The following is a 22,947-nucleotide window of genomic DNA, read 5'->3' as shown; positions in this document are numbered from 1 at the left end:
ATGCCGGCCAACGGTCGTGCCCACGGCCTACGCGCCCGATGGCCAGGGAAACGGGGACGGGCAGCGCCGACGCCGCCTCCGCGCCCATGAGGATCAGTGCCAGGCACGCTACTGATCCCGACAGGGCCAGCACCATCGAGCCCGCCGCACGGGCCGCCCGGACCGCCGGCTCGACAGGGAGGGAGCAGCGAGCGCCAGCACGATGCCCCCACCTGCGAGGACAGGGAGGCCGTTGCCCGCCGGTCTCACCGGCGGCGCTGGTAGTGGTCGAGGGCGATCTTCGCGGCGTAGTTGCCGTCGTCGGTCTCGATCACCTTGATCACGGCGATCTCCCCGGTCCGGCGGGAGCGCAGGCAGAAGACCGTCCCTGGAGGAACCTGCCGGAAGCGTACGCCGTATGACGGGGCAGGGGTGGCCTGCACGCTGCACCGGTCGGGGGTCAAAGAAGGCTGGGAGGAGATGTAGACGTCAGTGTCGTCGGGAAGCTCGAAGGCGCCGTGGCCGTCCCCTCCGCTGTTGGTGCTCATCGACCATGCGCCGTCCCCCTCGGCAACCACACCGGTCTGCAGGTCGAAATAGAAGTTGTAGTCCGGTAGCGGTAGGCGCCGGTCAAGGTAGACCGGCTGGTAGGCCGACGTCGGCGACGGAACGACGCTCGCAGGAGGGACGGCCTGGTGCCTCTCCTCCGGTGCCCACGGTGTTGTCACGGCGAGAGTGACGGCGCAGGCCAGCGCCACGACGACAAGGACCGCCGGCCATCGGTGTCCGATGATCCGGCCCAGGGCTGTGCCTGCCACGGCAGTGGTCGTGGTCTCCGCCGGTATGGGACCGCCGAGTGCGTCGGTCTCGTCCTGCACCTCTCCCGCTCCGGCGAGCAGGTCGGGGTAGGCGCGCTGAATCGTGACGTACAGGCTGGTCCAGCGCCGGCGCCATGCTTCGACGTCTCCGCCGCAGGCCGCCACGAAGGCGAGGGTGACGTCCAGCGTCGGCAGGGTGTGCCCGGCCGCAGCGCGGGACAGCACTGAGGGCGAGTAGTTCGCCTTCTGCGCGAGTTCGCGATACGTCGGGGCCCCTGGGGCCGCGATCCGCAGTTCGCGAAGGTCGAGGGCGAACTCCTGGAGAGGCCCGTCCGGTACCTTCGCCTCCCGCCTGCCCATCGCTACCTCGATCACGCAGTCGAAGCCTGCCCGTCCCGTGACGGGCACCGTAGCCGGCAGTATCCGATCTTCCGTGAGATCGGTCAATCGGCCCGGAGCGCGCCGGGGCTCACGCCCGGGCGGATGTTTGATTGTTTCTCTTTGTTCGGGCTTTGGTTCGTCAGTGCCTGGAGATCTTCCCTCGCTACCGGTCGCTGGCGAGAGTCGAGGTCACAAACGTCGTGCGGGACCTGCCCGCATGGTCGTACGCCGACTGAGAGGAAGCAGCATGCAACGATCCTTCGCCATCACCGCCCTGGCCCTCGGCCTAGTCTTCACCGGTTCCGCGGCCTACGCCCAGGACGGGCCGGGCCGCGGGGAGAGAGACAAGTCGATCGGCGACACGACCAGGGCATGCTGGGGGAAAAGGTGCAACGGACAGGATCCCATCAGCAAGCACTGCAACAATGACGCCCAGAGCATCATCCGGTACGACACCAGCCTGGGCCTGCTGGAACTACGCCACAGCCCGGCATGCGGCGCCTCCTGGGCGCGGATCACGGGCGCACGGGCGGGAACGTGGTTCTACGTGCAGGCCTGCTACGCGCCGTACACGCAGACCTTCCGGGTTCCCCGCGGCTACACCGACGCCTACACCGACATGGTGCCCGGCCAGATGGGCATACGCGTCGGCAACCTCGCTGATCACAGCCCCTGCTTCCAACCGTCGGACGCGAAGCACGGGTGAACCACCGCGACCACCGTTCACGCGCCGGGACGAGGTTGTCGTCGAACAGGGTCATCGATGAGCCCTGAAGGGCAGACAATCGGCGACGTTCGTGGGCCCCCGCCTAGCCGTGAACCAGCACTCACCGATTGCCCTGACGGCCACCCGCCCTTGCTGCCGCCGTCCGCTGGAGAGGCGGACGGCGGCTACGGGAAGGTGGTTCGGTCTTGGTAGCGGCGGTGGATGAAGGCACGCACACGAGAACCATCCAGGTCGAGAGCCGTCGCGCCGCTGGCCGCCCACCTGACGAACCCCTGTGCGCCACGAAGCCACCGCCCTCATCACCGGGTCCGCGCGCAGCTTCGACTTCGGCGGCGCCGGTGTCAGCGCACCTCAGCAGAGCCTGAATGCCGCCGGCGTCCATGGCTTGTTCCTCTTCATGGAGCGGCACTCTAAGTCATGCCCGCCACCGCGCGACAGCCGAGACGATCGGTTCTGCGACTGGCCGGCGGTCATCGAGGTGGCGGCACACTCGCCGAACACCGAGGCCCCGCTCAGCCAGCGCATGGCTCCGGTATCGAGGAAGGTGCCGGCCGACGGCTGCCCCATGATCCTGGCATCGGCCGCCACGTCCAGCACCGCATGCGTCTGGACGCCATCATCGCCGACGCTCCGCTCGCCCTGGGGCGCGCCCGGGCTTTCAGCACGTCTGATAGCCGAGGCCGCGGCCATGCAGGCGACAGACCAGTTCCTGGGGATCGAATCAGCGAGCGGTCAGTTCGGTGATGTCGACCGCGTTCACCAAAGCCTGCAGCTCCGGCTCGAACCGGAGATCGAGCGGCTGCGGCTCCTTTGCGGCCCCCTTCTGGTTGAACATCAGGTTGTCGCCGGTGTCGTTGACCACGGTGGCCGCGTTCACGGCGTCCCATCGCACACCGTCGAAGGAGCGCCGCTCGAAACGTCCCGCGAGCATGCAGCTCACCTGAGTCCGGCCGTACGCGTCCACGCGATCGGTGCGCAGCACCACCGCGCGCGCGGCGCTGAGGCCAGGAGCCACGGCGAACGCCTCGCGCAATGTGACCAGCAGGTATCCGCACAACGTCAGGGTGTAGTAGCTCGCGCGCTCCGTCTTGGTGAGCTTCTTCAGCGAGAGGTTGCCCGCAGCGGTACGTGAGGGGAAACGCTCAGGGACGAAGTCCGGCCCCGGCGCAAGGATCACCACAGACACCTCCGAGCCGTTCAGCGCTACAGGCGCCGCAGGCGCCTCGTTGTCCTCGAAAGCCTCCGCCAGAACCGGCAGGACCATGTCTGGATCGTTCCCGCACAGGCGCTGCCATTGGCGGTTGAGCTCCCACTGGTACCGGTCGCGCTCGGCGTTGGCCTGCGTCCACCAGTTCCGCATGTCGGCCTCGGCGGCCTGCCGCGCACGCTGCTTGGCCTCAGCGCGGGCCCTGCGCTGAAACACGCCGATTCCGGCCAGCGCCTGCTGCTCCCGAGGGGCCAGAAAGGCCGTGAGGTCCGGCGACGGGACAGATGCGGCGACAGGTGGTTGCGCGGGCGGGAACTCGGCCCGATGCAGGTCAAGGATCTGCATGAAGACGCCCGCCAGCCGTTCGGCTTCGGCGGCCTTCTCTGCCTGCGCGGCGGCGCGCTGGGCCTGGGCCATCTGCCGTTGCAGGCTGCCGGCCGTGGGACGGCGCCCCGTTGTGGTACGTCGGCGGCCACCGCCAAGGCTGGTGTAGAAGCTCATCGGCCCCACCGAGGAAGAGAGCCCGGTACGACCGGCTCCCACATGCATCCGCGCGAAGCTGGGTCCGATCCCGGCTCTCAGGCCGCGACTGCTGACCCTGAGGCGTACCCCTGGCATGACCTTGAACGAGAAACCCACCCTGACGTCTCCTTCGCGTCATGCCTGTTCACCGGCGTCCCATTGACCTCAGGATCTTCTTCGGGCCGGCGGCGGATGTCGTTACCGCCGCCGATCCTGCACCACTATCGGCCGGGTCAGCTGGGGCTCTCGGCAGCGGCCATACCGGCCTCACGTTGAAGCTCGAACACCATGGCCACGCGACCGGCTTGCCGGTGCCTGGGTATCACCACGGCTTCCTCGCAAGCGTGAGCGGCTCGGAGGTGGGCCTGCGCGCGGGCACGTGGATGAGCTGGACGTGTTCGCCATGCTGGAGGTCGTAGGGCGCTTGGCCGGACTTGAGTGCCAGCCCCATCCTGACGGATGTCCCACCGATAGCTCTGCTCCTGTTCGCCGCGACCATCGGCTGGGTGAGCAGCGTCTCAGGAAGCACCGTGGCCCGACGCGCGCCCGGGCACGTTGCCCGCGCCTTCGCCTGCCTGGAGGCCCACCCCGATCAAGACATCACCGTGGCCGACACCGCCGCCGCGCACGTCACCGTACGGGCCATCCAGCTGGCCTTCCGCCGCCGTCTGGACACCACTCCCCTGGCTCACCCACGCCGAAGCCACCTGCACCAGGACCTACGCGCCTCCGACCCAGAGCGGAAGCTTGGTCGGCGCCATCACCGAACGCTGGAGGTCTGCCCACCATGGCCGATTCTCCGCTTCTCCGCGTTGTCGGCTGACATGTGAGACTGCAGCGCCGCGGCCCGGCAGTTCCACGTACGTGGCAAAGCGGTTGCAGGCGACCACGGCGATGTCAGCCGTGGGCGTCAGCGACGACCTGCACGATGGCCAAGCGGAGCCCGCCGGCGATGAGCGAACCGGTCGGAGTACAAAGACCAAGCCACGGTTCCGGCGTAGCCGGACGGCCGTCAAGACGGGGCGGGCGGGGAGACGACAGGGGCCACAGTCGGCGATGGCGGCCGGGTTCCGAACAGGCTGGCGGCGAGTTTCTGCAGCAGGCTGTAGGCCAGGATCGGCACGAGGACCTGCGGACGGTGCGCGAACCAGCTGGCGGCCAGGACCGCCGCCGCGCTGGTGTTGTTCATGCCGGTGGCGAAGGTGAGGGAGATGCCGTCGGGAGTGTCGCATCGGGTCCATCGGGACATCCACCTGCCGACGAGGAAGGACAGGCAGCAGACTGCACCGGCCACGCCGACGGCCAGGGCCAGGAAGTCAAGGTCGGGGGGCGACAGCGCCTGCCCGAGCGCGCCGGAGGCGTTGAGATAGCACAGCAGCAGGATGTTCACGATGTTGGCCAGCTTGATGACCGGCGCGATGCGTGCCGCTCGCCGCTCCCCGAGTATGGCCCGCCCGAGGATCCCGGCCAGCGAGGGCAGCACGATCAAGGCCAGCGCGAACGCGCCCGCGCCCGCTGTCCCGGCCAGCCCGTCGAGCCGCGCCGTGTCATCAAGGCTGCGGGCGCCCCCTGGGCCGACCAGGGCGGCGGACACGGTCAGCCCCCACGGAACCGTGACAGGGCTGAGCAGCGTCGAGCCCACGACCATGGCGACCACCAAGGGCACGTTGCCTCCGGCGTTCTGCCCCCATGACGCCGCTCCGCCGGCGATCGGCATGGCCAGCACCAGCAGCAGACCGACCGCGAGGCACTCCACCTCCGCGGCATCGGGCCAGGCCCGCAGGCACATGGCAGCAACCGGCAGGAGCAGCACAGGCAGGAGCGCGTTCATCGCCACGCCCGACGCCAACCGCAGGGGCCGCCCCGCCACGGTGCGCAGATCCCGTATCCGCACCCCGAGCCCGGCGGTCGACAACATCACTGCCAGCAAGACCATGGGCACCTTGACCGGACTGCCCGATCCAAGCGCCATCGCCCGCATAGCCTCGCCCGGCCGCGGCGCCACGGCAGCCAGCAGGTAGCAGATGATCATCAATGCCAGCAGCCGCCGCTGCACCGCGCCCACCACCCGGCTCATCATTTGAGCAACCTATCGATTACGGTCAGTGACCCGAACTTCGGGGGGCGAGAACTGGCTGTAGGCCATGGCCGCCCGGCCGAGCCGGCGCCCGTGGTGGCGGAGGGTCTTGACGTGCGGCCGGACAGACTTGCCGGAAGGCCCGCAGTGCCGCTGACCTGCCGCGGCAACGGCAGAGGCGGGCGCCGAACAGTTCAGGAGTGGACCGGGCCCCGCCGACGACGAGTCGGCAGGGCCCGGCGCCTGGCTCAGCCGTCCTCGGGCTCGGAGGCGTCGCCCTTGCCCTCCTGCTCGTGCTGGTCGCCCGCCTGGCCCTGCTTGCCCTCCTGGGTCTCGGAACCGGCTTCCTGCCCCTGGTCGTCCTGGCCGTCCTCGGCTTCTGCCTTCTCGGCGCCCTGGTCGTCCTGGCCGCCCTCGGCCTCGGCCTTCTCGGCGCCCTGGTCGTCGTTGCCGTCCTCGGCCTCGGCCTGCTGGCCCTGCGCGTCTTCCTGCGTGCCCTCGTTGGGGTCCGCGCTCTCCGCAGGGGTGGCGGCCTCGTTCTCGGGGGCCTGCTCGGAGGGGGCGGCGGAGGACTGGGAGGAAGTGGGGGCGGGGCTCTGGTCAAGGGAGGAGGCGTACGCGGCAGCTCCGCCGCCCGCCACGAGGACGACCACGGTGGCGAGCCCGGGGATGAGCATGGACTTACGCATTGAAATATCTCCGATGCATCGACGTCGTACTGACGCACTCAGTCTGCGGAGACGCGGGACAGCGGCAGGTTCGGCGGACCACAACGTGGGGTTAATCCTGCCCGGAACCCCGTATCTGCTCCGGCCTGCGCCCGCGGGAAGGTAAGCGCCGCGCTAACCGAGTGCTGAGCGGGCGCTGTCACGCCTCTCTCTACCGTGCGTTCATGAGATCAGGCAGCACAACGACCGTCCCGGTGCCGGTGTCCGCGGCTCTCCTGGGCCTGGGGGTGGTCGTCGGCTTCGCCGCGCGCACGCCGGCGTGGACAGCGGTGGACATGAGAGTGAGCCAGGCGGTGCAGTCGCTGCGCGGCCCATGGCTCACCGCGATGGCGCAGGTCCTGAACGTGGGCTTCGGCACCGTCGTGGGCACGGCCCTGGCCGTCCTCCTCGTCGTGGGTGTCGCCGTCACGGGACGGACCCGCGCCGCCCTGGGCGTGCTGGCGGTGATCGCGGCGGGGTGGGGCGTGGGCGCGCTGGTCAAGATGGTCGTCGCCCGTCCCCGGCCCCCGGCGGTGGACGCGCTGGTGCGGGAGCTCGGTTCTGACAGCTTTCCCAGCGGTCATGTGTGCCTGACCCTGTCGCTCGTGGTGGCCGGGGCGCTGCTGGCCAGGAAGACCCGCCTTTTCCGGTCCGTAGTGGTGGCGGGCGCAGCGCTGGTGGCCGGTCAGATGATCGCGAGGGTCTACCTCGGAGCGCACTTTCCCAGCGACACCCTGGGCTCGATCATCCTCACCCCGGCCGCCATCCACCTGGCCGTCAACGCGCGACGGGTCGGGGTACTCCTGCTGCGGGCGGACAACCGCCGCAGGGCGCGCAGGGCCGGTCCGCGCAGCACCCGGCAGGTGAAGATCCTCCTGCTGCACGCGTACGGCATGGGCGGCACCATCAGGACCGCCTTCAACCTCGCCGGAATGCTGGCGGCCCATCATGACGTCGAGATCGTCAGTGTCACCAGGACCAGGGACGAGCCCTTCTTCGAGGTCCCGCCCGGCGTTCGCATCACCTTCCTGGACGGCCGCGCAGGCCGCCGGCCCGCAGGCGCCCTGCGTGCGCGGCTGCTCCGCAGCAGGCTCATCCCGCGGCAGGAGGCCGCCTACGACAGGTTCGACCTGCGTACCGATCTGGCTCTGCTGCGGTTCCTGCGCGGCCTGCGGACCGGTGTCCTGATCACCACACGCCCCGGCCTCAACCTGGCCGCCGCCCTGCTGGCCCCGCCGGGCGTCATCACGATCGGGCAGGAGCACACCGGCCTCGGTTCCCACAGGCCCGCCGTCCGGGACCTGATCGCCCGCAGATACGGCAGGCTCGACGCGCTCGTCACCCTGACCGAGGCCGATCTGGACGCCTACCGGGTGGCACTGGGCCCACGTGCGCCGCGGCACCTGCTGCGCATCCCCAACGCCACGCCACCTCTCACCGGCGGCCCCTCCCCGCTGAACGCCGAGACCGTCGTCGCGATCGGCCGCCTGGCGAAGGTCAAGGGCTTCGACCTGCTCCTGCGCGCCTGGGAACAGGTCTGTGCCGCCCGTCCTGGCTGGAGGCTGCGCATCGTCGGCTCAGGACCCGAGCGCGCCCGCCTGCTCAAGCTGGCCGGCGAGCTCGGCCTGTCCCGCACGGCCGAGTTCCCCGGCCCCTCTGCGGACGTCGGCGCCGAACTCGACGACGCCTCGATCTTCGTGCTCAGCTCCCGCCGCGAAGGATTCCCGATGACGGTTCTGGAAGCACTGAGCAAGGGAGTGCCGGTGGTCGCCTTCGACTGTCCGCACGGGCCGGGCGAGATCATCACCCACGGCCACGACGGGCTGCTCGTCCCGCGGCACCACGTCACCGCCCTGGCCGCGGCGATCGGGCTGCTCATCGACCACGAGGCCGGTCGCCGGACGATGGGCACGGCCGCGCTGACCACCTCACAGCGCTACACCCCTGCGGTCGTCGGCCGGTGCTGGACCGAACTCCTGGCCGAGCTGGAGAAGGGCCGCTGATCGAGGTCGCGCGGCACCGTCATCGGCGGGCGACGAGTGCCGTGGCCGCCCCAGCGAGGCCCGCGCACGAGTTACGCAGGACGCCGGCCGACGTAGACCTGTGCTCAGGACCTCGGGGAGGGATGTGTCCGGCACGTGGCGTAGCGCGCTGAAGCCAGTGGTGGCCGAGTCGGTGTGGTGGACACCCCCGGAGGGCGACATTTCCTGAGGCGGGGAGGCTTCCTTCGCGAACGGCGACATCTGGGCCGCGAGCGCAAGAACGGTTGCACCCGCAGTGAGCGTGGCGGTGGCGGTGGATGATCTGGTTCAGCCCGAGGCCGGACAGCGAGTGCCCAGCCGGGACACGGCGCTGGTGAGCGTCTGCGCCTGCTTCACCTCATCGCGGGCGGTACTGGTGAACAGGGCCGCCACGGCGTGGTCGCCAACCCTGGCGGCTTGCCTGGCAAAGCCGGGATACATCTGCCGACCGTTGTAGATCTCACCGCCGATCGCCTCACACGCGTTCGCCCTGGTGTCGTGGATCAGGCCGGCGAGCTGAGCCTGCTCGGCGAACTGCTCTGTGCGCCCAGCACCGGCCATGCTGCCGAACAGCATGGCCAGCCGCGGTTCGCCCGTCTGTCGGGCCCGCCGTACGTAGAGGGTGTATCTAGCATCGGCGAATGCCTCTTGCACCAGCGCGGTGACCAGATTGCCCAGCGTCCGGGCAGCCGACACGGCATGACCGCGGATCCGGGGCCTGTGCGGCGGAACGGGCACCGCCGCCGGGATCGCCATACCCGACGCCGGATGGACGATCGCCGTGAGTGCCTGCGTCAAGGTGTCGTGCCGGGCGGCGACGGTTCGACTCTGATCAGTGAACACCCGGACCGCTTTCGTCTCGCCGTCGTGCTCAGCCTCGGCGGCGAACCTCCTGTATAGGCTCGCCAGGTATGAGTCGCGGGTAATGGCGTCGCGCAGGTTCGCGGCGTTGTCGCCGACCAGCCCGATCAGCTTGGCCTGCCCGGTGAAGCGCTCGTGCGACTCGGTGCCTGCCACCTGGTTGAGCAGGTCCCGCACGTGCGGAAGCCTTTCCTGGGCAGCCCGGGCGGCGTAGACACGGTACATTGCGTGGGCAAAGGCCGCACTGCGGGCCGACTCCCACAGGTTGGCGCGCGTTTGGGCATGGACGTCATCGCGGCTTCGGACGTCCGCCATGTTCACGGTTCTGACCGGCACCGCGATGAGCATCGCGGCGCCGACTACCACGAAGGCGGCCCTCCGGCAGGCGCAACCCGGCGATCGCATGTGCCTTCCTGGTCGATGTGGCGATACAAGCTCGAATCTAGGTTTGCCCGCGCTCTTCGGCCGAACTCCTACGCCGCCTTCATACTGTCGTCATGCTGTGTGCCGGCCCCGGCAAAAGATCGCCCCGGGCGTCGATGGCACGGCGCGCTGATTGAACGCTCAAGATCCCGTCGCCGAAGAACATGCGGCCGGGTGGGATCCTCCCCCGTACGGGCCGCTGACGGGTCAAAGGTCGCGCAGCACGGTCATCGGCGGCCGGCGGGCGGCCCGTACCGTCGCCGCCCCGGCTACCAGCAACGCCACCACGCCGAGGACCGCCAGCACGGCCAGGTACGCCCACGGCACGGCCAGCGCGTCGGGAGGCGGGTCGAACACCCCGCTGAGCACGGCGACCAGCATCCTCGACAGCGCCCACCCGCACAGTGTCCCGAGCACGGCCGCGGCCACCCCGACCAGGGCCACCTCGGCCCACACGAACGAGCCCAGCTGCCGCGAGGTCGCCCCCAGCACCCGGGCCAGCGCGTAGGTGCGGCGCCGCTCGGCGAAGCCGAGTGCCAGCAGCAGACCGGTGGCCAGGGCCGCCAGCGCCAGCGCGTAGCCGAGTTCCATGGTCGTCAGGCCGGCCAGGTCCACGGCGGTGAGGCTGCTGCCGACGACCTGGCGCGTGGTCTGCACGTCGGTGATCTTCGCCGTCGGCCCGAGCCTGCCGCGAAGCGTGGCGGCGACCTGCCTCGGCTGGGCTCCGTCGGTGCTGATCAGGTACATCGTGTCGGCGGGCATGGTGCGGGCCAGGTAGGAGGCGTTGGCGACGAGGAAGCTGTCGCGGGGCGCGGTCGGGAACTCGGTGATGACGCCGGCGTAGTGGAAGGGGACGGTCCTGCCGTTCTCGGTCCGCAGCCGCACCTGGTCGCCGAGGTGAAGCTGGAAGTCGTTGACGGTCTCCTGGCTGACCAGAAGCGCGTCAGGTTGCCGGGCGAGCCGGTCGAGGATCTCGCGGGCGGTGCCGCCGGAGACGTAGGCGTCGTGCAGGCGCACGGTGGAGGGGCGGATGCCGTACAGGTCCTGCAGGTCGGAGCCGACGTAGGCGAAGCGGTGTTGCAGCGGCTCCACCCGCCCGACGCCGGGCACGGCCGCCAACTGCTGCGCCGTCGCCCTGGTCTGGGAGACGGTGACGTCGGCGCCGTTGGTCAGCTCCGCGTCCACCTGGGCCTGCTGGCGGTAGGTCGTGTCGAACACGGAGGTGGAGACGGCGAAGGCGACGGCCAGCGCGGCCAGGGTGGCCGCCCGGGCCAGCGGGGCGCGCTGGCGCGTCAGCATCGCCGAGACGGTGCCCGCCAGGCCCCCGGTCAGCGGCCGGACCGCCCAGGTGATGGGCAGCGTCCTGGTCAGGCGCCAGATCAGCAGGCCCGCGCCGGTCCACAGCAGGGCCGGTCCGGCGAAGGCCCAGTAGTCGACCGACAGCTGCGGCAGGCCCTCGGGGACCAGGACGAGCTGGTAACCGTTCTTGCTGGTGATCCAGAAGATCACCGCGGATCCGGCCAGCAGCCACAGGTCCACCCCGTACCGCAACCAGGCGGGCGAACGGCGCGGTCCGCCGACCGGACGGCGAGCGGCCGCCACGGTGGTGGCGCGCAGCGTGGGCGGCAGCACGGTGACGGCCGCGACCAGCAGTCCCAGAGCGGCTGCCCACCACGACACGGTCGCCGCCCCGAACAACGCCCGCCCGGCCAGCGCGGCCAGCCCCAGGCCCGCCAGCACTCCTGCCACGCCCACCAGCGCCGTCTCGGCCAGCGCGAGCCGCACCAGTGTGCGCTTGGAGGCGCCCCTGGTACGCAGCAGCGCCTGATCGGCCGTCCGCCGCGGTGCGCCCGCCCGCGTCACGAGACCGGCGAGCAGGGCCGCGAGCACGACCGCCGGCGCGCCCAGGAACAGGAACAGCACCTGGGAGTACAGGGCGTCCTCGCGGGCGGCGTCCAGGGCCGCGCCGAGGTTGTCGCCGACCAGGCCGCTGCCGGCCATGCGCTCCTCCAGGTTGCGCGCCTGCCCCGTGACCGCGGTGTAGGCGGCGGCAGGGTCCGGCGGCAGCCGGTGGTCGATGCGGACGTGGAACTGGGTGCGCACCCGGTCGCGCGGGATGCCGTCGAACAGCCGGTGCCAATCGCTCTCCGGCAGCAGCAGCACGTTGTCCGGGGGCGCCTGCGGCTGCGCCCCGGGCGGCGCTCCGACACGCTGGAACAGCGAGTCGGCGGCGGGCAGCTCCACCACCCCGGTGACCGCCACCGTCGCGTCCGGCAGCCCCGGACGGCGCACGGTGACACTGGCGCCGGGCTGGGCGTGCAGGTTGGCGGCGGTCTGCTGGGCCAGCAGCGGCCCGTTCGGCCTCCCGGCGAGCAGGCGCAGCTCGCCGGGGAAGGTGGCGGCATAGTCGGCGGGCAGCCCGAGGACCTGGCCCGCGCCCGTGGTCAGCGTCTGCCCGGCCTGCCGGGACTCCAAGCCGTCGATCCTGGCGAAGCTCACCGGCCTGGACGTGCCGGGCATCGGAACGGACACGGCCTGGCCGGGCTGCTGCTCGACCTGCCAGTCGACGGCAACCCGCTGGATCGAGCGGGCCGTCATGGTAGCCTTCGCGGTCGCGAGGAACGCGCCGAGCGCGGCGGGAAGCGCCACGGCGAGCGCGATGCCCGCCGCGGCCGCGGCGAGCCTGCCCGTCCGGCGGATCAGCAGGCCGCGCAGCCAGATGAGGATCAGCATGTGAGAGCTCCGTCGCTCATGGTCCAGGTGGCGGGCAGCCGCGCCGCGACCTGCGGGTCGTGCGTGGCCACCACGAGGGCCGCCTCCAGCCGGGAGGCCACCCCGACGAGCAGGTCCACCACTCTGCGGGCCAGGTCCGAGTCGAGTTGTGCCGTGGGCTCGTCCGCGATGATCAGGCGCGGCTCGGCAGCCAGCACGCGGGCGACCGCAACGCGCTGCGCCTGGCCGCCCGACAGCTCTTCGGGCAGCGACCCGGCCAGACCGGCCAGACCGATCGTGGCCAGCGCGATCAGCGCCCGTTCCGTGGCCTCGGCGTCCTCGACACCCGCGATGATCAGTGGCAGCGCGACGTTCTCCGCGACGTTGAGCGGCGGCAGCAGGCTGGGTCCTTGAAACACCACGCCGACGCGGCCTCGCGGGCGGTCGTCGAGGGCGGGCCAGGCGATCCGGCCGGCCGTGGGCCGGTCCAGCCCGGCCAGCAGGTGCAGCAGCGTCGTCTTGCCCGACCCCGACGGGCCGGTGATCGCGACCTGCTGTCCCGGCCGCAGCTCGCAGGTGACGCTGTGCACGGCTACCAGGGCGTTCGCCCCCTTGCCGTACGAGCGGGCCAAACCTTGGCAGGTGACCAGCGCGGTCGTGCCCGCTGCCCGGGCCTTGGCCTCCGTGGTCATGTCGCTCGGCCGTCCTTCAGCTCCAGGACGCGGTCGGCCAGCCGCCGCACGGCCGGGCTGTGCGAGGCGATCACCACGGCGGTCCGCTCACCCGCCTGCCGGCGGATCAGCCGCAGTACGGGCCCCTCGGTGTGCTGGTCGAGCTCGCCGGTGGGCTCGTCGGCCAGCAGCAGCGCCGGCCGGTTGGCCAGCGCCACTGCCAGCCCCGCGCGGGCCGACTCGCCGCCGGACAGCTCACTCGGCCACGCCCGCGCCCTGGCCGCCAGGCCCAGACCGTCCAGCAGCTCATCGCGCAGGCGACGATCGCGCCGCCCCGCCAGCCGCTGGGCCAGGTCGACGTTGGCCGCCACCGTCAGGTGCTCGATCAGGTTGCCGCTCTGGAACAGCACGCCCACCAGGCGGGCGCGCAGCGCGGCCCGCTCGGCCTCCGGCCGGTGACTGATGCGATGGCCGTCCACCCTGACGGTGCCGCCGTCCGGGTCGTCCAGCCCGCCCAGGCAGGCCAGCAGCGTGGACTTGCCCGAACCCGACGGGCCGCTGACCAGCACGACCTCGCCCGCGGCGACCTCGAGGCTGACGCCACGCAGCGCCTTGGTCTCCTCATCGCCCGACCGGTAGAACCGGTAGAGCTCTTCGGCCTGGACGATCACGACGTCGTCCAGTGGAAGGAGTCGGAGACCGTGCGCCATGGATCCACGTTGTCGGCGCCGACCGGCCCGGACAGGGTCAGGATCGCCTCGCGACCGCTCCGGTAGAAGGCGTAGCGCTCGACCTCGTCCTTGACGACCTTTCCGGTGACCGGGTCGGGGCTGCTGCCTGCGCGGTAGACGATCCGCACGGCCTTGCCGCCCTTCCTTGCCACCGTGTCCACCGTGCGAATGTTGCTGCTGGGCACCCCGCTCCTCACTGACGCCTCGGTCGGCGCGGACGCGGTGGGCCTGGTCTCGATGCGGATGCTGTTGAGCTTGTCGGTGAAGCTCGCTCCGGTGGGCAGGTCCGTGCGCGCCCACCCTTCGGGCACCTTCACCTCATACGGTTGCCCGGGATGCCGGTAGGCCACGAACACCGTGTCGTCCGGGATGTCACCCGGCGGATTCGACTCCGTGGGCTGCGGAGCCGGGGTGTCGTTGCCCGTGGGCGCCTGTGCGTGTGTCTGCGACTGGGGCTGGGCCTGGGTCTGGGCGGGCGTGACTGTCGAGCAGCCTGCCGCCAGCCCTGCCATGACCAGGGCCATGACGCTTCGCCGTACCTTCATGTCTCCACGCTAGGAACAGGCCGGCAAGCGCCCGCTCAGCGACCGGTTAGCGGGACGTTTACCTGCCGTCTGCCACCCTGGAAGGGTGACAGCGCAGGGTGTCCCGCTGCGTCGGCGGGTGCTGGTGGTGATCGTCAGCGTGACCGCCGTCGCCGTCGCGCTCTTCCTGGTGCCGCTGGCGATCGCGGTGAACATCCTCTACCACGATCAGGCTGTGGCGGCCCTGCAACGTGACGCCGCCTGGGTCGCGGCCGCCGTCCCCGACGAGCCGCGGGGGCCGTTGAAACTGCCGACGGGAGTGCCGGGCGACCTGGCCATCGGCGGCTACACCAAGGCCGGGGCCCGCTTGTTCGGCAATGGCCCCGCCTACTCCGGCCTGGCCGCCTCCAGCAAGGACGGCCGGGTTCACGACGCGGTGGAGGGCGGATTCCTGGCGGTGTCCGCCCCCGTCCCCTCCGACGAGGGCCCCGCGTTGATCATCCGGGTGGCGACGCCGAACGCCGAGGTCGAGCAGCGTATCCACCAGGCGTGGCTGCTCATGGGCGGGCTGGCGCTGATCGTGATCGCGCTGGCCGCGGGCGCGGCCGTGCGCCAGTCGGCGCGGCTCGCCGCCCCCTTGGAGCGGCTCACCGCCGCGGCGCAGGCGCTCGGCGGCGGCGACTTCAGCGTCCGCGCCGCCCCCTCCGGGCTGCGCGAGGCCGACCAGGCCGCCCAGGCGCTGGAGACGACGGCGCGCCGGCTCGGCGACGTGCTCGCCCGCGAGCGTGCCTTCAGCGCCGACGTCTCCCACCAGTTGCGCACCGGGCTGACCGGCTTGCTGCTCGGCCTGGAATCGGCGCTGTCCCGGCCCGGCACGGACCTGACCCCGGCGGTCCGGGCGGCGCTGACCAGGGGCGAGCGGCTGCAGGAAGTGCTCGACGATCTCGTACGGCTCAGCCGGGACAACCGCACGCCCGCCGAGCGACTCGATGTGGACGCGCTGATGGAGGAGATCCGGCAGGAATGGCACGGCCCGCTGGCCCAAGCGGGCCGCCGTCTGACCTTCACCGTGGAACCCGCACTGCCGCCGGTGACCGCCCAGCCCGCCGCCGTCCGGCAGATTCTGCGCGTCCTGCTCGACAACGCCCTGCGCCACGGCCGGGGAGAGGTCGCCGTCACCGTCTCCGACGTGGGGCCCGGCATGGCCGTCGAGGTGAGCGATCACGGGCCGGGCGTGGCCCCGGACAGCGACCCGTTCGTCAGGTCCAGCGGACACAGCCACGGCATCGGTCTCGCCCTGGCCCGGTCACTGGCCGAGGCCGAAGGCGGCAGGCTGGTGCTCAGCCGCACGAGTCCCCCGCTGTTCAGCCTGCTGCTCCCCCGCCACGACGACTGACGCCGGACGGGCGGCGAGTCATGGCTCGTAGCGGTAGCCGCGCCCCCGTACCGTGACGATGCGCTCCATCGGTTCGCCGTGCTCGGCCAGCTTGCGGCGCAGCGCGAACACGTGCACATCCAGCGTCTTGGTGGGGCCGAACCAGTTCTCGTCCCACACCTCGTCCATCAGCTGCTCGCGGGTCACCACCTCGCCCGCCCGGCTGACCAGCGCCGCCAGCAAGTCGAACTCCTTGGGCCGCAACAGCACCTCCTCCTGCCCGACGTAGGCGCGCCGCGCCGGCAGGTCGAGCCTCAACCGCCCGGCCGTCAGTATGCGCTCTCCCGGTGCCGGGCCACGTCGCCGCAGGTGCGCGCGGATCCTGGCCATCAGTTCGGTCAGCCGGAACGGCTTGGTCAGGTAGTCGTCAGCGCCCGCGTCCAGCGCCACCACGACCTCGAACTCCTGCGTACGAGCCGTCAGCACGACGATCACCGTGTCCGGCACCCTCAACCGCAACCGCCGGCACAGGGACACCCCGTCCACATCGGGAAGTCCCAGGTCCAGCAGGACGAGGTCCGGTTGGTGCCGCTCGGCCGCCTGCACCGCCTCGGCCCCGTCCGCGGCGGGCTCCGCCTCGTACCCCTGCGCGGCCAGCGCCTCGACCAGCTCGGAGCGGATGACCAGATCGTCCTCCACGACCAGCACACATGCCATGCCGTCGATGGTATGAGCTGCGCTGCCAAGGTGAGGAAGACCACCAGTGGTCAGCACGGTCGCGGACCTGATCAATCACCTGCCATGGCGGGACGTCGGATCAACGGTCTGCGCCAGTGCCTGCAGGACACGGAAGGAACCCGGGGTGATGAAGGCGAGCCCGGCCAGCCCCCCGCAGGCGCCGATCGGGATGGGGTGACACTCAATCTGCCCAGGGCGGAGGTCTTCAGAGCCAGCACTCACCAGGTCAGCATTCCGGCGACGATGAACACCGGCCCCACGTGTTCACCGGTGTTGATCACGAGCCCACGGGTTGGGGTCCATGCCCCCAAGGCTGAGCTCGCCATGCGGACCAGCCCGAGGACAAGCCCGATCCCCGCCAGGAGCAGTCCGAGAAGTTCGAGGCGGCGCTGCCGTCCGCGCAGGACCAGGTACGGGCCGACGGTGCCCAGAGCCATCCAGGCCACGCCGGCGGGCAGGCCGACCCTCAACGGGCCACGCAACGGCGTCACCATACTGATCAGGAACACGGCGCCTCCAACGGCGGCCGCGATGCCGGACCAGCGGGCGAAGGTGATCGAGAACTGAGCCGTGGTCAGCCTCATGACGTCATTACGCGTCTCAGCCCGCGTTTCGGCCATCCTTCCCGGCCCGTCCACCCGGCCGACCGACGCCGCCACCGGCCTGGCGGCCGGATCACCGATCGCGCCACCGTCGAGCGCTCCCTGGATGCCTGGGGACGACCACCATCCGCGTCGACTACGCCCAACCCTCCCCCGCCTGATCCCGTGGCCCCTGCGCCTTATCGCCGCGCTCACATCCGAGCAGTACGCCACGTTGATGACCCCATGGACCACCGCAGCCGTCGCCACCTGCCCGCCCTGCTCTCCTCCGCCGTCTAGGCCCAGCGCCAGAACCCTGCCGGCGACCAACGCGGCCACCCACGCCGAGGGCATCCTCACTCTTACCATCGAGGACCTCGACCTGAAGTTCCACCGCGCCCGCGTCCGTTCCAAGGGCAGCACCATCGACTACGTACTTTGATATACCTCAGCAGCCAGGCTGCTGCCCTGGATGCTGAGCAACCGCATCCACGAGCCGCCGTTCCTGGCCAAACGGCGAACTCCGCCGGCAGGCGCCGCCGTCGCTCACCCCACGAAGGGGGACTCGAAGGAGAACTGCTCCCGCCTGACCAGATCTGTGACCTGGGCGGAGCCCAGGGCACGGTCGAACTGGAAGGGGTTGTTGTCGGGCACGCTGCGAGTGCCGCAGAACGCCGTCTGCCCGTTCTGGAGGGTGATGTGGACGCAGCGAGCGTCCGCGGGAAGAGCCTCCAGGCGGGCGGTGAGGTTCTCGACCTCCACCGAGAATCCCGTGCCGTTGAAGACCTCCGTCTGAGCCTGCTTCCAAGCGGCACCGGTCCCCCAGATACAGGCTCGGGCCGACAGGCCGGGGAAGACGAGACTGGAGATCCAGCTCCCGCATGTCGGGTCGGCCGCGGCCGAGGCGCCGCTCGTGCCGGTCAGGCCCGGCGCCGTCATCACAGCAGCCGCCACCACCGCTGCGATCAGGCCGCGGGACAGGCCCTCGCCGATCGGTTGCTCATCGTGGTCGTCCCTTCGTAAGCAGCCTGATCGCCGCCGCCGGACGTAGGTGTCGCGTCGACGATGGTCGGACGCTGGATCTTCGGGCCGGAGCGCCTGCTGTCCGATCACTCGATCTTCGGACCGTCGCTGGTTGTAACCGGCCCTCGACAGCGTCCATGGTGTGGGCGGAAACGGCGACGGGCAATCTTCGGTCCACTCAGTGGACCGGCCGCGGCGGCGACAGCCCGAGAACGCCTCACGAAATCTTCACCTGCGAACCACATCCCACCGAAGATGTCGTTCCCACTCGAAACATGACAAAGAGCGGCCCCGTGATCCCACTGATGGTCACGCGGCCGCTGCGTCCCTTGCTCAATTCGCCGACAGTGTCACCATCGAGGATGCGGGGCTGTCGTGAGGTTGGTTGCGCCTTCTAGTCGGGCAGGCGGTCCAGGAACCAGGTGGCGCCCTCTTCGGTGATCTCGGTGTGGCCGCGGTTGTCGCCGGCGCACAGGAAGTCGTCGAAGTCGCTCTCGTCCGGGGACAGCGCGTCGATGTCGGTGTACAGGTCGGCGTCGGTGACGTCGCGGACGGAGACGGCGCTGATGGACGGGACGAAGCAGTGCCCGGCGATCGGATTGTCGACGTCCAGGCCGAGACCTGTGGCTTCGGCGATGGCGTTGAGCGCGTCGGCGAGGATCTTGAAGCCGGTCAGGATGCCGCCGGGCGCGCCGTCCACGCACGGGACTCCCGGCGCCTGCACCTCGATGACGTCGGGCGTCACCAGGCGAAGCATGCCGGCCAGGGTCTCGGGCGCCTTGGGCTGCGTGCGCAGGTCGGTACCGGTGATGAGGTCGCCGGTGCCCAGCAGCGCGCTCTCCCCCGCGCCGGTGCCGTTGCCCGCACCGTTGCCCGCACCGTCGGCCACGGCGAGCAGGCGCGGGATGCGCGGCCACCCGCCGACGGACTCCAGCTCGCGCAGGAACTGGGTACGCAGCGGGTCGACACCGGGCACGCCGTCGGTGCCAGGCAGGTGCCAGGCCAGCAGCTGGCGGGCGGCGGGGCTGTTGAACAGGTCGGAGAAGCGCGAGTCGTAGGCGTTGATGTGGTGCGCGAACGCCTGAAGCGAGATCGGCACGTAGGCGCCGCGGTGCGGGGTGTCCCAGGAGAAGTACACGCCGACCTGGTGGTCGATGCGCTGCGTCTCCATCCGGGCCAGGGCGTAGCGGGTGACCAGGCCACCCATGCTGAACCCGCCGGCCAGCAGGCGGGTGCCGCCGACCCGCTCGGCGGCGGCGCGGTGGATCGCCGCGGTGGCGGTCTGCGCGTTGTCGAGGATGGAGGCGCCGCGGTCGTCGTAGCCGATGACGACGACGTCGCGGCCGCGCCGGCGCAGCTCGCTGATCAGCGGGAAGGCACGCCTCTCCAGGCCGTCGTAGAGCTCGTCGATGTCGCTGGCCCCGGATCCGAAGCCGTCGGCCAGGAGCACCGGCCGGGTCAGGGCCTGGTTGTGTTCGCCGTAGTACACCCACGCGGTGCCGCCGGGCAGCGGCCAGCGGTCGCTCCACTCCGCGGCGGGAGGAGGGGTGGTGGTGGCGGTCGCCCTTGAGCTGGCGCTGGATGACAGGACGACCGGCGGCGCGGCGCTCAGGGCGCTCGCGATCTGCTGTTTGTTGATCACTCCAGAGTTATCACCGTCAGTGGCCACACGAACACCTAAAGCTATGATCTCGGTCGGCTCCTGGTTTGGTTCGCACAGGATCGCAGCAGGGAGTCCACCGCTCCGCCGTCGCCGGACGAGTGCACCGTGGCCACGTAGGGATCCGGCCGATCAGGGCGAGGCGCCCTCGTGCCACACTGCGGGCGCCTCCAGACGCTTGTCGCCGTCCGCGAACGCCTGCCGCCCGGTTACAACAGGAGGCAGCCGTTCACTGAGCACGACGTCGACGCGTCGTGCGGGCGCAAGGCCGCCGGCCCGTGACCAGCCGGACGCCGGCACATCCACCCCGAGCAACGCGCGCCCCATCCCAGCACGTCGTCCAGCAGCAGGGTCCGCAGACTGGACGCCATAAGGATCCGCGGCAGTGTGCCCATCAGGTACCGGCGGCCGCCTCCGGTCACACTCAGCGCCCGCACCAGCACATCCCTCGCCAGCGCCCGCGAGGGACGGGCGGTCGTGACGACCCGGTACAGGCGCTCGGAGAGATGCGGCACGTGCTGCAAGGCCACGCCGGGACCCGTATCTGACACCTCCAGCACGGCCTCCCCGGCCAGTCCAGAGGCGTATGGACGAGCGCGTTGCCGTCCAGGCCGGTGGCCGCCTGCCGCAGGCGCGCCTCCTCGCCCAGGGATCTCAGCGGGCTCGTGCCTGCCGTCGAAGCCGTCCAGATGTGTGTGCCTGCCGGGCACGCGAACCCGCGCGTCGTGGATCGTGTCGGCGGTCACTGCGAGCAGGGCAACGGGCCCGAGCTCCAGTGGGCGTTCGCGATCAAGCTGGGCCAGCGCGGGCAGGTCGTTCACCAGCACGCCCATCCGGGCCACGTCGTCCTCGATCCGGCCCATCAGCACGTCGATGTCGCCACCGCCCCTGTGGTGCAGCTCCGCAGCTGCGGATCAAGGTGCTGCGAGACCGCACCAGCGGCCGTCGCCATGACCGACGTCGGCACACTGTCTGTTGTGCGTTCTTCTTCGCTCTTATCCATGACCGCGCTCCTTCCGGTGGCCTTGATCGCCCTCGTCGTATTGGGCGCGTGTGTGGCCTGGCTTGGCGGGTTGGGACATGAACGAGCGGTCCTCACCGCCTGTCTGCGGGCAGCCGTACAACTCGGCGCGGTCTCCCTGCTGATCGCCTGGGTGATCGCGTCCTTCGCGGCCACGGCGGGATTCATCGTGCTCATGTACGGTGTGGCTGCCTTCACCGCAGGCCGGCGCATCACGCGCGGCCGAAAGGCCTGGTGGGCGGCGGTACCGATCATTGCGGGCGCCGCGCCGGCACTGACGGTGCTGGCCGTGAGCGGAACGATTTCCCTGGACGGAATCGTGGTGATTCCGATCGCGGGGATTCTGCTGGGTGGCTGCCTGACCGCTACCTCCCTGGCCGGACGGCGGGCTGTGGAGGAGTTGGCACAGCGAAGGGGAGAGGTGGAGGCGGCTTTGGCGTTGGGCTTCCCGCCCAGGGAGGCGGCGCTGGAGATCTGCCGGTCGGCGGCTGCCCAGGCGCTGGTTCCCGCGCTGGATCAGACCCGGACGGTTGGGCTGGTCACCCTTCCTGGCGCCTTCGTCGGAATGTTGCTCGGCGGGGCGAGCCCGGCCGAGGCCGGAGTGGTGCAGCTCGTTGTCCTGGTGGCTCTGCTGGCCGCCGAGGCGATCGCGATCCTGGTGACGACCGAGATGGTGGCGCGTGGTCGCTTCATGTGAGCCGACCGGCCTGGCACGTCCCCACCCAACGGGCCGGCGCGTCCGGGAGATGACTTACCCTCAGCCTTCGGTAGGGGGCAAGAGCGCTTCGGACCGATCAAAGGACCGGTGCGACACGAGGCGTTCGAAGGTCAGGGCACGCACCTCGGCGTGGTCGGAGTGCGTCAGCGAGACATCACGGAAGGGGCTTGACGGGAGCCGCACGTGCCCTCTGAAGCGTCAGGTCGAGTCCATCGGGATGCTCACCCGCCGACGAGGAAGAACGGGCAACAAACCTCGCCTGCCACGCCGACGCTCAGGGGCACGAAGTCAAGGGCAGGGCGTGACAGCGCCTGCCCGAGCGTGCTGGAGGCGTTGAGGTAGCACAGCGGCAGCATGTTCACGGTGTCGACCAGCTTGATGACCGGCATGGTGCTTGCTGCTGGTCGCTTCCTCAGCTTAGTCCGCACGAGGGATCCCGACCGGACAACGGCAGCAGGGCAAGAATCAGCGCAGATACACCCGTCGTCACTATCCCCGGTCAGTCCTTCAAGCCACAGCGTGTCGTCGAGGCTGTGAGCGCGTCGGGGACCTTCACAGTCGGCCCGAGCCGCCAGCCCCGCAGGTCGGCGGCGCCCTGTCTCGGCTTAACACTAGGACCGCCGCCCTCTTGCTGGCGTATTCCGGAACCGCCTCGTGTCTGGCCGCTAGATCGTTTGGACAATTCGTGCTGGCGGTTTTGTCCAGGCGGGCTTTGCGGTGGACAATCCCGCGCTTATGAAGCTCCTGAAAGTTCCCCCAACGGAAGGAGCACAGTGAAACGACTCTTGAGCGTCATCGCGCTGGCCGGTGCGGCCATCACGCTCGTCGCGCCCTCATCCCCCGCGTCTGCAACACCCGTCTCCGTCGCGGCCCTGCCGAACTGCTGGGGCGGTACCGACGGCGGCCATCGCGGCCAGATGTGGTGCAACGGCGCGGCGGGACATGTCCGGCTAATCACACACTGCTGGGCGCCGGTGCCTTGGGCGGACAGCGGTTGGATGTGGAAGAACGAAGGCAACTTCTACTACGAGAACACCTGCTGGAACAACGCCGAGAGCGTGGAAACCCTGCGCTCCTCGTAATCCGTTCCGTCATCCCCCGAAGAGGCCTCGTAAGATCGCATGCCCGGTCTCGGCCGGCACAGTCAGGTACGGCTGCGAGCTTCACCGCCGACGTCGGGGGTGAGATGTCGTCATCGCGATGACAGTTCTGTCATCGCGATGACGACAGTGCGTGGCGTGCTGTTTCAGCGGGCCTCGCGCTGATCCGCCCACGGGAGAGCTCTGACGCCATCACCCGCACCTGTCCAGACGCCGGACCGGACGGCTGGTCGGCTGGCATTCTTTGTCAGCTGCTACCGATACGCCCAGGTCAGGCAGGCTATGAGGGCAGATGGTCTCTCAGTTCCTCATGCGCCGGCTGGGTGGAAGCGCCCTGCACAGCGGGGTGGCATTCCAGTCAGCTTCTGGA

At 70.5% G+C, this 22,947-nt stretch carries 22 protein-coding genes; 6 read left to right on the top strand and 16 right to left on the bottom strand.

Annotated elements, in window-relative coordinates; genetic code table 11:
• Positions 1–245: 245 nt before the first annotated feature.
• Positions 246–1,172 (bottom strand): helix-turn-helix transcriptional regulator, encoded by a 927-nt coding sequence (locus ACIBK9_RS50025; RefSeq protein ID WP_357706101.1) that lies wholly within the window; start codon positions 1,170–1,172, stop codon positions 246–248.
• Positions 1,173–1,425: 253 nt separating this feature from the next.
• On the opposite strand from ACIBK9_RS50025, the gene ACIBK9_RS50020 reads away from it, so the two are divergent.
• Positions 1,426–1,884 (top strand): DUF2690 domain-containing protein, encoded by a 459-nt coding sequence (locus ACIBK9_RS50020; RefSeq protein ID WP_357706102.1) that lies wholly within the window; start codon positions 1,426–1,428, stop codon positions 1,882–1,884.
• Between the two features lie 372 nt (positions 1,885–2,256).
• Here ACIBK9_RS50020 and ACIBK9_RS50015 read toward each other — a convergent pair whose 3' ends face one another.
• From ACIBK9_RS50015 to ACIBK9_RS50000, 4 genes are all read right to left on the bottom strand, one after another.
• On the bottom strand, positions 2,257–2,595 hold the full coding sequence (locus ACIBK9_RS50015; protein WP_357706103.1) for a hypothetical protein: 339 nt from the start codon (positions 2,593–2,595) through the stop codon (positions 2,257–2,259).
• Between the two features lie 31 nt (positions 2,596–2,626).
• Positions 2,627–3,613, bottom strand: coding sequence for a hypothetical protein (locus ACIBK9_RS50010; protein WP_357706104.1), 987 nt, complete (start codon positions 3,611–3,613; stop codon positions 2,627–2,629).
• Between the two features lie 1,033 nt (positions 3,614–4,646).
• A complete protein-coding gene (locus ACIBK9_RS50005) occupies positions 4,647–5,714 on the bottom strand; it encodes a bile acid:sodium symporter family protein (protein WP_397166342.1) in 1,068 nt (355 codons plus the stop codon).
• 245 nt (positions 5,715–5,959) lie between these two features.
• Entirely contained in the window at positions 5,960–6,400 is a 441-nt protein-coding gene (locus tag ACIBK9_RS50000; RefSeq protein ID WP_397166340.1) for a hypothetical protein, read from the bottom strand.
• Positions 6,401–6,603: 203 nt separating this feature from the next.
• Here ACIBK9_RS50000 and ACIBK9_RS49995 point away from each other — a divergent pair, with 203 nt between their 5' ends.
• A complete protein-coding gene (locus ACIBK9_RS49995; protein ID WP_397166339.1) occupies positions 6,604–8,421 on the top strand; it encodes a glycosyltransferase in 1,818 nt (605 codons plus the stop codon).
• A 306-nt stretch (positions 8,422–8,727) separates the two neighbouring features.
• Here the strand turns inward: ACIBK9_RS49995 and ACIBK9_RS49990 are convergent, their stop codons facing one another.
• The 5 genes from ACIBK9_RS49990 to ACIBK9_RS49970 form a co-directional block, all read right to left on the bottom strand.
• A complete protein-coding gene (locus ACIBK9_RS49990) occupies positions 8,728–9,648 on the bottom strand; it encodes a hypothetical protein (protein ID WP_397166337.1) in 921 nt (306 codons plus the stop codon).
• 282 nt (positions 9,649–9,930) lie between these two features.
• Positions 9,931–12,456 carry an FtsX-like permease family protein gene (locus tag ACIBK9_RS49985; RefSeq protein WP_397166336.1) on the bottom strand — a complete coding sequence of 842 codons (2,526 nt, stop codon included), beginning with the start codon at positions 12,454–12,456 and terminating at the stop codon, positions 9,931–9,933.
• The gene (locus tag ACIBK9_RS49980; RefSeq protein WP_397166335.1) at positions 12,450–13,127 is read right to left on the bottom strand and encodes an ABC transporter ATP-binding protein; all 678 of its coding nucleotides are present in this window, start codon (positions 13,125–13,127) and stop codon (positions 12,450–12,452) included. Before ACIBK9_RS49980 ends, ACIBK9_RS49985 begins: the two co-directional genes overlap by 7 nt.
• Positions 13,124–13,816 carry an ABC transporter ATP-binding protein gene (locus tag ACIBK9_RS49975; RefSeq protein ID WP_357706111.1) on the bottom strand — a complete coding sequence of 231 codons (693 nt, stop codon included), beginning with the start codon at positions 13,814–13,816 and terminating at the stop codon, positions 13,124–13,126. Before ACIBK9_RS49975 ends, ACIBK9_RS49980 begins: the two co-directional genes overlap by 4 nt.
• On the bottom strand, positions 13,774–14,382 hold the full coding sequence (locus tag ACIBK9_RS49970; protein WP_397166333.1) for a hypothetical protein: 609 nt from the start codon (positions 14,380–14,382) through the stop codon (positions 13,774–13,776). The genes ACIBK9_RS49975 and ACIBK9_RS49970 overlap by 43 nt, the downstream gene beginning before the upstream one ends.
• An 85-nt stretch (positions 14,383–14,467) precedes the next feature.
• Here ACIBK9_RS49970 and ACIBK9_RS49965 point away from each other — a divergent pair, with 85 nt between their 5' ends.
• On the top strand, positions 14,468–15,757 hold the full coding sequence (locus ACIBK9_RS49965; RefSeq protein ID WP_397166332.1) for an ATP-binding protein: 1,290 nt from the start codon (positions 14,468–14,470) through the stop codon (positions 15,755–15,757).
• An 18-nt stretch (positions 15,758–15,775) separates the two neighbouring features.
• Here the strand turns inward: ACIBK9_RS49965 and ACIBK9_RS49960 are convergent, their stop codons facing one another.
• Positions 15,776–16,453 (bottom strand): response regulator transcription factor, encoded by a 678-nt coding sequence (locus tag ACIBK9_RS49960; RefSeq protein WP_397166331.1) that lies wholly within the window; start codon positions 16,451–16,453, stop codon positions 15,776–15,778.
• A 239-nt stretch (positions 16,454–16,692) separates the two neighbouring features.
• Positions 16,693–17,058: a hypothetical protein gene (locus ACIBK9_RS49955; protein ID WP_397166329.1), complete on the bottom strand. Its 366-nt coding sequence runs from the start codon at positions 17,056–17,058 to the stop codon at positions 16,693–16,695.
• 235 nt (positions 17,059–17,293) lie between these two features.
• Here ACIBK9_RS49955 and ACIBK9_RS49950 point away from each other — a divergent pair, with 235 nt between their 5' ends.
• Complete coding sequence (locus ACIBK9_RS49950; RefSeq protein ID WP_397166328.1) at positions 17,294–17,497, top strand: hypothetical protein; 204 nt, start codon at positions 17,294–17,296, stop codon at positions 17,495–17,497.
• A gap of 104 nt (positions 17,498–17,601) precedes the next feature.
• Here the strand turns inward: ACIBK9_RS49950 and ACIBK9_RS49945 are convergent, their stop codons facing one another.
• The 3 genes from ACIBK9_RS49945 to ACIBK9_RS49935 all read right to left on the bottom strand — a co-directional run bounded on the left by ACIBK9_RS49945 (position 17,602) and on the right by ACIBK9_RS49935 (position 20,601).
• Complete coding sequence (locus tag ACIBK9_RS49945; RefSeq protein WP_397166326.1) at positions 17,602–18,168, bottom strand: hypothetical protein; 567 nt, start codon at positions 18,166–18,168, stop codon at positions 17,602–17,604.
• Positions 18,169–18,472: 304 nt separating this feature from the next.
• Positions 18,473–19,720, bottom strand: coding sequence for an esterase/lipase family protein (locus ACIBK9_RS49940; protein ID WP_397166324.1), 1,248 nt, complete (start codon positions 19,718–19,720; stop codon positions 18,473–18,475).
• Positions 19,721–19,947: 227 nt separating this feature from the next.
• The gene (locus ACIBK9_RS49935) at positions 19,948–20,601 is read right to left on the bottom strand and encodes a hypothetical protein (protein ID WP_397166323.1); all 654 of its coding nucleotides are present in this window, start codon (positions 20,599–20,601) and stop codon (positions 19,948–19,950) included.
• 87 nt (positions 20,602–20,688) lie between these two features.
• On the opposite strand from ACIBK9_RS49935, the gene ACIBK9_RS49930 reads away from it, so the two are divergent.
• Entirely contained in the window at positions 20,689–21,456 is a 768-nt protein-coding gene (locus ACIBK9_RS49930) for an ABC transporter permease (RefSeq protein WP_397166321.1), read from the top strand.
• Positions 21,457–21,698: 242 nt separating this feature from the next.
• Here ACIBK9_RS49930 and ACIBK9_RS49925 read toward each other — a convergent pair whose 3' ends face one another.
• Complete coding sequence (locus ACIBK9_RS49925) at positions 21,699–21,866, bottom strand: hypothetical protein (RefSeq protein ID WP_397166319.1); 168 nt, start codon at positions 21,864–21,866, stop codon at positions 21,699–21,701.
• Positions 21,867–22,250: 384 nt separating this feature from the next.
• Here ACIBK9_RS49925 and ACIBK9_RS49920 point away from each other — a divergent pair, with 384 nt between their 5' ends.
• Positions 22,251–22,559 carry a hypothetical protein gene (locus ACIBK9_RS49920; protein ID WP_397166317.1) on the top strand — a complete coding sequence of 103 codons (309 nt, stop codon included), beginning with the start codon at positions 22,251–22,253 and terminating at the stop codon, positions 22,557–22,559.
• The last annotated feature ends 388 nt before the right edge of the window (positions 22,560–22,947 follow it).

The organism is Nonomuraea sp. NPDC050227 (assembly GCF_044459705.1).
Taxonomy (GTDB): Bacteria; Actinomycetota; Actinomycetes; order Streptosporangiales; family Streptosporangiaceae; genus Nonomuraea.
This window is presented reverse-complemented; position numbering and strand designations above follow the sequence as displayed.